The organism is Streptomyces desertarenae (assembly GCF_042681365.1).
Classification (GTDB): domain Bacteria; phylum Actinomycetota; class Actinomycetes; order Streptomycetales; family Streptomycetaceae; genus Streptomyces; species Streptomyces desertarenae.
The window spans coordinates 1-9,762 of sequence record NZ_JBHUFU010000035.1; the positions used below are offsets into that span (position 1 = coordinate 1).

11 protein-coding genes are annotated in these 9,762 nt (G+C 70.3%); 8 read left to right on the forward strand and 3 right to left on the reverse strand.

The genetic code is table 11. The annotated features are described in order from the left end of the window. The 3 genes from ACFSJS_RS27695 to ACFSJS_RS27705 all read right to left on the reverse strand — a co-directional run. Positions 1–156: S-adenosylmethionine synthetase N-terminal domain-containing protein (locus tag ACFSJS_RS27695; RefSeq protein WP_380905234.1), on the reverse strand; the 156-nt coding region annotated here is incomplete at its 3' end. 40 nt (positions 157–196) lie between these two features. Next, positions 197–1,618: an MFS transporter gene (locus ACFSJS_RS27700; RefSeq protein ID WP_380905216.1), complete on the reverse strand. Its 1,422-nt coding sequence runs from the start codon at positions 1,616–1,618 to the stop codon at positions 197–199. Then, positions 1,615–2,487: an AfsR/SARP family transcriptional regulator gene (locus ACFSJS_RS27705; RefSeq protein WP_380905218.1), complete on the reverse strand. Its 873-nt coding sequence runs from the start codon at positions 2,485–2,487 to the stop codon at positions 1,615–1,617. The genes ACFSJS_RS27700 and ACFSJS_RS27705 overlap by 4 nt, the downstream gene beginning before the upstream one ends. Before the next feature lie 233 nt (positions 2,488–2,720). Here ACFSJS_RS27705 and ACFSJS_RS27710 point away from each other — a divergent pair, with 233 nt between their 5' ends. From ACFSJS_RS27710 to ACFSJS_RS27745, 8 genes are all read left to right on the forward strand, one after another. Further along, positions 2,721–3,407 carry an HAD family hydrolase gene (locus ACFSJS_RS27710; protein ID WP_380905220.1) on the forward strand — a complete coding sequence of 229 codons (687 nt, stop codon included), beginning with the start codon at positions 2,721–2,723 and terminating at the stop codon, positions 3,405–3,407. A gap of 64 nt (positions 3,408–3,471) precedes the next feature. Continuing rightward, a complete protein-coding gene (locus ACFSJS_RS27715) occupies positions 3,472–4,704 on the forward strand; it encodes a transaldolase family protein (RefSeq protein WP_380905222.1) in 1,233 nt (410 codons plus the stop codon). Positions 4,705–4,740: 36 nt separating this feature from the next. Further along, positions 4,741–5,493, forward strand: a complete 753-nt coding sequence (locus tag ACFSJS_RS27720; protein WP_380905224.1) for a sulfotransferase-like domain-containing protein — start codon at positions 4,741–4,743, stop codon at positions 5,491–5,493. Next, on the forward strand, positions 5,490–6,221 hold the full coding sequence (locus ACFSJS_RS27725; protein WP_380905226.1) for an SDR family NAD(P)-dependent oxidoreductase: 732 nt from the start codon (positions 5,490–5,492) through the stop codon (positions 6,219–6,221). Before ACFSJS_RS27720 ends, ACFSJS_RS27725 begins: the two co-directional genes overlap by 4 nt. 20 nt (positions 6,222–6,241) lie before the next feature. After that, a complete protein-coding gene (locus ACFSJS_RS27730) occupies positions 6,242–7,414 on the forward strand; it encodes a hypothetical protein (protein ID WP_380905228.1) in 1,173 nt (390 codons plus the stop codon). A gap of 78 nt (positions 7,415–7,492) precedes the next feature. Continuing rightward, positions 7,493–8,251, forward strand: coding sequence for a class I SAM-dependent methyltransferase (locus ACFSJS_RS27735; protein ID WP_380905230.1), 759 nt, complete (start codon positions 7,493–7,495; stop codon positions 8,249–8,251). 50 nt (positions 8,252–8,301) lie between these two features. After that, complete coding sequence (locus ACFSJS_RS27740) at positions 8,302–9,618, forward strand: MFS transporter (protein ID WP_380905232.1); 1,317 nt, start codon at positions 8,302–8,304, stop codon at positions 9,616–9,618. Further along, positions 9,611–9,762 (forward strand): adenylyl-sulfate kinase (locus ACFSJS_RS27745; RefSeq protein ID WP_380905236.1); only part of this gene is annotated, 152 nt, incomplete at its 3' end. The genes ACFSJS_RS27740 and ACFSJS_RS27745, both read left to right, overlap by 8 nt.

Here is a 9,762-nt window from a genome sequence, read left to right on the forward strand (position 1 = left end):
GTGCACCAGACCGGTGGTGATCATCGTCTCCACCGCGACCCGGGAGGCCGGGTCCTGGGCCAGGAGGGCATCGAGGACGGTGTCGCTGATCTGGTCGGCGATCTTGTCGGGGTGACCCTCGGTCACGGACTCCGAGGTGAACAAGCGGCGGGACATGGCCTCTCCTTCGAGAGATGGCGGGAGGGTGTGGGAGGTGTCAGGGGGTCGTCGACAGGGGTGCCGTGCCGCGGTCGCGGTCCAGCGCCTCGTACGGGGTGCTCGCCTGTGACAGCTCCAGGCCCTTCGTCTCGGGGGCCCAGGCGGCCGAGACCAGCGCACCCAGCAGTGACAACGCGCAACCGGCCACCATGACGGGGCCGGCTCCCCAGGCCTGGAGCCCCATCGGCACCAGGAACGTACCGGCGGCTCCCCCGAGACGGCTGACGCCCGCGGCGAAACCGATGCCGCTGGCGCGGATCTCGGTGGGGAAGACCTCGCTCGGGTAGACCGCCTGGAGCGTGCTCGACCCCGCGTGGAACAGGGCGAAGACGGCGAAGCAGCCGATGACGACCCACTGGGGGCCGTACGGCCAGAGGCCGAGGACGAGCAGAGCGGCCGCCGCCACCACGAACGGCCAGATGAGCAGGGGGCGCCGGCCGACCTTGTTCATGAGCCAGACTCCGGCGACGCAGCCGATCAGCAGGAACAGGTTGAGCACCACCTCGCCGACACCGCCGGAGGCGACGCCCAGGGACGCCAGCACCTGCGGCGAGAAGGTGGAGATCGCGAAGAACGGGGTGATCTGGCAGAGCCAGAAGATGCTGGTGAACAAGGTCCTGCGCACGTAGAGGGGCGAAAAGAGGGTGGTGTACCCGCTCTCTCCCGCCGCCTCCCGGGCACCGGCCCGGTCGAAGGGGGCGCCGAGCCACCGTCGGCAGATCGCGTCGGCCTCGTCGTACCTGCCCTTGCTCGCCAGCCAGTGCGGGGACTCGGGCGTCCCCAGCCGGGCCAGGAGCACGACCAGCGAGGGCACCGCGCTGCTGGCCAGGATCCAGCGCCACACCGAGGCGTCGTCGGACCAGGCGGCCAGGGCGAAGCCGAAGGCCGCGGCGAACGTGTAGCCGACGTACCAGAAGGCGATGAGCGACGCCAGCAGGCGCCCCCGCCTGTGGGGAGGGGCGAACTCCGCGACGAGCGCTCCGGCGATGGCGTAGTCGGCGCCGACCGCGACGCCCATGACCAGGCGTACGGCCAGGAGTTGGAGCGCGTTGTCGACGGTGAGCTGGAGCACCGATCCGGCCAGGAAGACGGCCAGGTCGAAGAGGTACATCCGCTGGCGGCCGATCCTGTCGGTGACCCAGCCGAAGAACAGGCCGCCGACGAGGATGCCCACGAGGGAGGAGGCCCCCACCAGTCCGACCCACAGAGGGCTCATGGCGAGGTCGTCGCGGGCGAGCGGCAGGGCGGCCCCCACGACGCCGAGCACCCAGCCGTCGCAGACCTCGCCGCCTCCGGCGCAGAGCGTGATGCGGTTCTGGAAGCGCCGCACGGCGGGCGGCACGTCCTGGGGCGCCTCCGGTGGGCGTGCGGGGGCTGCGGCCCCGGCGCCCTTCGCCGCGGCGGGGGACGTACGGCTCATCGGCCCGCCACGAGGTCGAGGGAGAGGCGCAGGTTTCCCGGCGGAGTCACGTCGAGCTCCGAACGCTCGGCCAGTACGGCGGTGTGGAGGTCGCGGAGCCGGTGGGAGGGCTCGATGCCGAGTTCGTCGACCAGGCGCCGGCACAGCCGCCGGTAGACCTCGAGCGCGTGCGCGGTGCGGCCGGACCGGTAGAGCGCGATGATGTACTGGGCGTGCAGGTTCTCGTGGGTCGGGTGGCGGGAGACGAGGAGGCCGAGCTCCGACAGCAGCCGGTGGTGGAGCCCGAGTCGCAGTTCGGCGTCGATGCACTGCTCCAGGGCCGTCATCCTGGCGGCTTCGAGTCCCATGATCTGGGCCTGGAGGTGGGGCCCGGTCTCGAGGCCGTCGAGAGTCGGCCCCCGCCACAGCCCCAGCGCCGACCGCAGGGCGGAGGAAGTGCGGGCGTCGTCGCCGGTCTCCTGCCCCCTGCGCGCCTCGGCCAGGTGGCCGTCCAGTGCGTGCAGGTCGAGGCCCCCCTCCCGCACGTGGAGCACGTAGCACTGGTGGCGCGTCTCCAGCATGCGTTTGGCGGCCTCGGCCGAGCCGACCGAGGGCCGGCCCGCCAGCGCCCGGCGCAGTTGGAAAACCCTGGTGTGCACGCTCTGTACGGCGCTCCGGGGCGAGTCCTCGCCCCACAACTCCCGTACACAGGTGGTGAGTGACACCTGCCTGCCGGCGTGGAGCAGCAGCAGCGCCAGCAGTTGCCGCGTCTTGGGGGCGGACGGCAGCCAGGTGTCGCCGTCGTGCGGATCGGCTCGGGTTCCGTCCTCTGTTTCCGGCCCTGCGTGAAAATCCGCGGCAGAAAGCGGCCCGAGCACTCCGAACTGCATGGAAATTCCTCTCGTGCGGGCGGCATCGAAGGTGAGCGGTCGATTCCCGGAAACGAACCTAGCCACGGCCCGGCGCCGATCTCCAGAAGAAGCGGAAGATCAATTGCCACTCTGTCATCACAGTCCGTTTTGTGCGGTTTTGAGCACTTCATTCCATCGATACCGAGCGATGAGGGGATCGTGAGGACCCGGTGCTCTCCTGGTTTCCCACACCCCTTGGAGAAAGGCCGTCCATGGAGCGGAACCTGGTTATCTTCGACTGCGACGGCGTTCTCGTGGACAGCGAGAGACACAGCGCGGAGGCCCTGCGGGAGATGGCGGCGCAGGAGGGGCTCCCCCTGTCGCCGGCCGCGGCGCTGGCCTTCATACGCGGCCGCAAGGTCGCCACCTGGGTGAGCGAACTGGAGGAGCGGCTCGGCCGGAACCTGCCGGCGGACTTCATACCGTCCTTCCGCCGCCGAGCGGCCGAGCGCTTCGACACCGGGCTCGAGCCCGTGCCCCGCGTCAGGGAACTGCTCGACGGGCTCCGCCTGCCGTACTGCACGGCCTCCAGCGCACCGCGGGAGAAGATCCTGCACACCCTGGGGCTGACGGGGCTGCTCCACCTCTTCGAGGGCCGCATCTACAGCGCCTACGAGGTGGGCGCGTGGAAACCGGACCCCGCCCTGTTCCTGCACGCCGCCCGCGAGATGGGGGCCCCGGCCCACCGCTGCATCGTCGTCGAGGACAGCCTGGTGGGCGTACAGGCGGGAGTCGCCGCCGGCATGACCGTCTTCGGATACGCCCCGAGCGAGAACGGGACGTCGAGCGCGCTCACCGAGGCCGGCGCCATCACGTTCGAGTCGATGGACGATCTTCCGGAACTACTCGCGAGCCTTCCCCGGACACGACGCGTCAGCACATCGGTATCGGTTCGATAGGGCGGCCTGCTTCAGTTGGCAGGTCCGTTTCTCCCTCAATCTCGAGACGGATTGGAAGGTTCGCATGCCGATCGTTCTCCACGAATTCCAGGGCGTGAGCCCATCGGCTGAAATCTGGTGGGATTCCTCACCGCTCGACTTCCCGCGCTGGCGGAAGAACATCCTGGGAACAGCGCCGGACGAGGGGACCCGACACCGGTGGTCCCGGCAGCTGGACCTGTTCCTGCAGCCCGACAGCCCCGGGGACTCGCTCGTCCGCGGCGTCACCACCAACCCCTCCCTGGTGGCGCAGAGCGTCCTCGCCTCGCCGAAGGCCTGGAGCGGCGAGATCCGGGACATCATCGGCTCCCAGCGCCTCCCGGACGTGGACAGCACCTTCACCCTCGTCTACGAGGAGGCCCTGCGCCGTGCGGCGGCGCGGATGCTCCCGATGTGGGAGTGGAGCCGGGGACAGTACGGGTGGGTCTCCGGCCAGCTCGACCCCCGCCTGGTGTTCAACGCCGACCTGATGCTCGAACAGGCGCTCCGCCTGGCGCGCATAGCGCCGAACCTGATGGTCAAGGTGCCCGGTTCCGCGGCCGGCTACGAGGTGATACGCCGGCTCGTGGGGCGCGGCATCTCGGTCAACAACACCCTCTCGTACACGGTCCCGCAGTTCCTCGCCTGCGTTGACGCCGTCGAGTCGGGGCTGCGCCACGCCCGCAGTCAGGGGATCGCCACCGACCGGTGGCGCGCGGTCTTCACCCACATGATCGGGCGCTTCGGCGCCAACACCGACCTGCGCTACGAGGCGGCGATCCGCGAGCTGGAGCTCACCCCCGCCGAGATCCGCTGGGCGGAAGTGGCCATCCTCAAGCGCATCCACCGAATGGTCCGCGAGCACGGCCACCCGGTCAAACCGCTGGTCTCCAGCCTGGAGGTCGACGACCCGGCCATGGGCACCGGCACCTTGAGCATGCACCTGGAGCAGAGCGCGGGCGGGGCGATCGCGTACACCTGCAAGCCGCAGTTCCTGGCGGACGTGATGCGGCGCGAGGCCGACCTGCCCGGCTTCACGTCCGACGCCATCGACCAGGAGGTGCCGGAGCGGGTCCTGGAGAGGCTCATGTGGCTTCCCTCCTTCCACCGCGCCTACGACCCGCACGGGATGGGCGTCGAGGAGTTCGCGCACTACGGCGCCTTCGTCTCCACCTACACGGAGGTGCTGGGCAACACCCGCAAGCTGCTCGACTTCATCGCCCACCAGTTCCAGACGCTGTCCGCCTCGGCGCTGCCGCTGTCCGTCGGCACGCGCTGAGCCGGGGCCACCCGCAGAGGAAGGAAGTCCGCGCCCATGCACCAGTCCATCGCTCTGTGGAGCCATCCGAGGTCGATGTCGACGGCGCTCGAACGCTCCTTCATCGAGCGCGGCGACTTCAGGGTCTTCCACGAGGAGTTCGCCTACGTCTTCTTCATGCACGAGGAACGCGCCGCGATCCCGCACAAGAACCCCCAGCCGGGCCACCCGGTCACCTACCCCGACATCAGGGCGATGATGGAGGAGGCCCGGCTGGAACGGCAGGTGTTCCACAAGGACTTCCCCTACCACTGCATCGACCACCTGCTGAACGACCCCGAGTACCTCCTGGGGCAGGTCAACACCTTCCTGATCCGGGACCCGGAGGAGGCGGTCCTCTCCCACGCCACCGTGCACCCGCAGCTCACCCGCGAGGTGCTCGGCTACGAGCAACTCGCCCGGCTCTTCGACTTCGTCAAGGACCTGACCGGCCGCCCGCCGCTGGTGATCAACGCCGCGGACCTGGCCGCCTCGCCGGAGAGGACCATCTCCGCCTACTGCGAGGCGGTCGGCATCCCCTTCATGCCCGAGGCCCTGCGGTGGCCGGCGGGTGAACGGCCGGAGTGGTCCACCTGGAGCGGGTGGCACACCGACGTGGCGGCCAGCAGCGGCATCCGGGCCCCCCGCCGCAGGTACCGCTTCGGCTACGACGACATGCCCCACCTGCGCGATTTCGTACGGCACTGCAGGCCCTACTACGACCACCTGGACCAGTACCGGCTGACGCCGGCGAAGGAGGCAGCGACATGACCGTCAGCACCGTGATCGTCACCGGCGGGGCGAGCGGCGTCGGCCGCGCCCTCGTGAAGCGGCTGCTCGACGACGGCATGACCGTCATCACCTGCGACATCGACGAGAGCGGCCTGAAGTCGCTGGCCGAGGAGCACCACGGCCGGCCGCTGGAGACACACGTCTGCGACGTCGCCTCGCACGACGACTGCGACGCGTTCATGGACCGGGTCATCGCAGCACACCCCGAGGTCGACGGCCTGGTCAACAACGCCGGCCTCTACCTGGGTCAGCCCGTCTGGGAGTACGACGACCAGACGATCGACCGCGTCATCGGGGTCAACGTCAAGGGCCCCGTGTGGCTGTCCCGGCGGTTCGCCGGCCACCTGCTGCCCGCCGAGCGGCGCGGCGCGATCGTCAACCTCGCCTCGGTCGCCGGGGAGGTGGGCAGCTCCGACGCGCTGTACGGCACGGTGAAGGCGGGCGTCATTGGACTCACCAAGTCCAACGCCATGAACTTCGCCCCGTACATCAGGGTCAACGTCGTCTCCCCCGGTCTGATCGTCAACACCGCCATCGCGGACCGGATACCCGGCTACCGCTACGCCGAGTACAAGCGGCAGGAGCAGCTCGACGGCGACATCCTCCCCGAGTACGTCGCCGACGTCTGCGCCTACCTCCTCAGTGACGCCTCCCGCACCCTGACCGGCGCCCTGCTGCGCGCCGACAACGGCTGCTACCCGCGCTGACCGCCAGAAAGGACCCACCAATGACCTCATCCCGTTCGGAGCGGGCAGGAGCGCCGGCCCTCGGCGGCGACCGGCCGCTGATCATGCTCGTGGGCATGGGCGACCTGTCCGCCAGGGTCCTCACCATGCTCCTGGACGACCCGGCGACCAGCCGCGTGGTCCTGGCGGGGCGGAACACCGAGGCCATCCGCAGGCGCGGCAACCTCGCCCTGTTCACCGCGGCGAACCTGGGCCACCACGGCAGCGTCGACGTCGAGCACGTCGACCTCCGGAACGTCGAGGCGACGGCGCGGACACTGGCACGCGTCCGGCCCGACATCGTCTTCACGGGCGCGTCGCTCCAATCGTGGCGGGTCATCACCCAGCTGCCCCGGCAGGTCTTCGAGGAGCTGGACGAGGCCCAGTTCGGGCCGTGGCTCCCCATGCACCTGACCCTCAACCACCTGCTGATGCAGGCCGTACGGGCGGCCGGCATCGGCGCGCGGGTGGTGAACGCCGCGTTCCCCGACGCCGTGGGCCCCGTGCTCGACAAGGTCGGACTGGCACCGACGATCGGCGTGGGCAACGTCGCCAACATCGTTCCCGCGCTGACCCACGGATCCGCGCACCTGCTGGGAGTCCGCCCCTGCGAGGTGGAGGTGCGGCTGACCGCCCAGCACTACTTCAGCCACTACGTCCCCCGGTTCGGGGACGCGGGACGCGGCGCCTACCACCTCGGCGTGTCCGTCGCGGGCCGGGACAGGTCCGACGAGATCGACCACCGGGCGCTCTTCGCCCAGCTCGACAACCGGCTCAAGCGGCTCGGCGGCGTCGACGGCCAGCTCCTCACCGCGTCGTCCGCCGTGCGCGTGCTGCGCGGCATGGCCACCGACAGCGGTGTGCTCGCCCACGCCCCGGCCCCGGGCGGGCTGCCCGGTGGCTACCCCGTCCGGGTCCACCGGGACGGAGGGAGGGTCGACCTCCCCGGCGGGCTCGCGCTGCGGGATGCGGTCCGCATCAACGAGGACTGCCAGCGCGCCGACGGGATCGACCGGATCGACGACGACGGGACCGTGCACTTCGCCGAGCGCGAGATGTCCGTCATGCGCCGCCTGCTCGGCTACGACTGCCCGAGCATGAAGCTGGGCGACTGCGCCGAATGGGCCGACGAGCTGGGCCGGAAGTACCGCGAGTTCGCGGCGAAGTTCGACTGACCTCCCGTCCGGGCCGCCACGGGGCCGGGCCCGCCCGCCGGCGGCGTCCCGCCCCCTCACCACAGCCGGAGACACCACATGACGACCGACACCGAGACCGCCGGGGACTACGCGGGGCAGTACGTCCGCCCGCTGGTGGACCGCTGGGACTACCTCATCGACTGGGACCGGCGCCGCCAGGGCGAGCAGGGCTTCTTCACCGAGCTCCTCGCCGGCGCCGAGGCGCACCGCGTCCTCGACGTCGCCGCCGGCACGGGCTACCACTCCGTCACACTGGCCCAGCAGGGCTTCGACGTCACCGCGGCCGACGGCAGCGCGGAGATGATCGCGCGCACCCGCCTCAACGCCACCCGACACGGGCTCTCCTTCCCCACCGTCCAGGCCGACTGGCGCCGTCTCCGCGAGAGCGTCGAGGGCCGCTACGACGCCATCGTCTGCCTCGGCAGCTCCTTCCCCCACCTGTTCGCCGAGGAGGACCGCCGAGCGGTCCTCGCGGAGTTCCACGAGGCGCTGAACCCCGGCGGCATGCTGATCGTGGACCACCGCAACTTCGACTCCATCCGCCGCCACCGCTACCAGAGCAGCGGCAACTACTACTACTGCGGCAACGAGGCGTCGGTGTCGGTCGCGCACGTCGACGACCGGTTGTGCCGTTTCCGGTACGACTTCCCCGACGGCGGCGTCCACCACCTGGAGGTGTACCCGATCCTCACCGCCGAGCTCTCGTCGCTGCTCGCGGAGGCCGGCTTCGAGTCGCTCCAGCGCTTCGGCGACTTCCGCGAGGAGTTCCGGCAGGACGACGTCGACTTCGTCATCCACGTCGGCAGGAAGCCGTGAGGAGGCCGTCGGACGCGGCGGAACGGAAGGAAACGGAAGGACCCCCCAACGTGGTACGGAAGACACCGGCGAGCGTCCTCCGCTCGCGGGCCGCCGCCGGATTCGTCATCACGGTGCTGCTGACCAGCTTCGTGGCCGCGACCTACGGATTCGGCTTCTACCTCTTCGCGCAGATCGTCACGGACATGCGCAAGGACCTCGGCTTCGGCTACACCGTGGTGGGAACGGTCACCGCGGCCGGGCAACTGGGCTTCCTGCTGTTCGCGCTGCTCGGCACGTGGCTGTCCACCCGCGTGGGCGGCGGACAGGTGACCATCGGCTCGGCGGCCCTGTGCGGCCTGTGCCTGGTCCTCGTGCCGCTGACCGACAGCATCCTCGTCATCGGCATCCTGCTCACGATCATGGGCGGGACGGCGGCGTCCGTCTACGTGCCCCTGGTCGAGATCGTCGGCAGGGTGATCGACTACGAGCACCGCGGCAAGGCCCTGGGGCTGATCTCCAGTGGCACCAGCTACGGCGTCTTCGTCAACAGCCTGCTGGTCCCGTCGTTCGTGGGCAGCGGCAACTGGCGGGGGCTGTGGTACAGCGTCGGGCTGGGCACCCTGATGGTGACCGGGGTCGCCGCGTTCACCTTCCTGCGCCTGGGGCTGTTCAGGTCCCGGAGCGCCACCGCGGAGGACTCCTCCGGCGCCGCCGAGGACCGGCCGGCGGCACGCGACGACAGCGCCCGGGCGGGCTGGCGCATGGTGCTGGTCCGCTGGGTCGTCATCGTCTGGATCATGAAGTTCCTCAACGGCTTCGCCTGCATGCCCTTCCAGAACTACCTCTCGCCGTACCTGCGCGAGGGCCTCGGGTTCGACATCGGCTTCGCCGCGCAGGTCTGGGGAACGATCGGGGTCATCGGCATGCTCGCCGGTTTCGCCGTGGGGTGGCTCTCGGACAGGATCGGGGTGCGGACCTCGATGCTGCTGTGCTACGGCATGTTCTTCGTCTCCGCGATGCTGCTCGTGCTCGCGCCCGTGGGGTATCTCCCGATGGTCTCCGGGGTCCTGTTCGCCCTCGCCTTCTACCCCATCTACGGCCTGGTCCCGGCCTATGTCTCGAAGTCGGCCTCCGGCGCCGCGGCGACCGTCATCTTCGGCGTCACCAATGTCACCCAGGGTCTCGGCGGCATCGTCGGGAACTACACGGCGGGCTTCCTCAAGACGCTGACCGGGGACTTCATGTGGTACTACGTCGTGATCGCCGCCACCACGGTCGTCCTCGGCGTGCTGACCATGCGGCTTCCCCGGGAGGGGTCCCCCGAGAGCGCCGTCGGCCCCGGCAGCACCTCGTCCCGCACCGGCAAGGACCTCGCCCATGCATGACCTTCCCTCCGGCGGAAAGAGCCGGACACCACAGGCCGTCTGCACCTGCCGGCCGGGAGCGACGGTGTGGCTGACCGGCCTGCCGAGCGCGGGCAAGACCACCATCGCCCGGGCGCTGGCCGACCGGCTGCGCGCGGAGGGCCA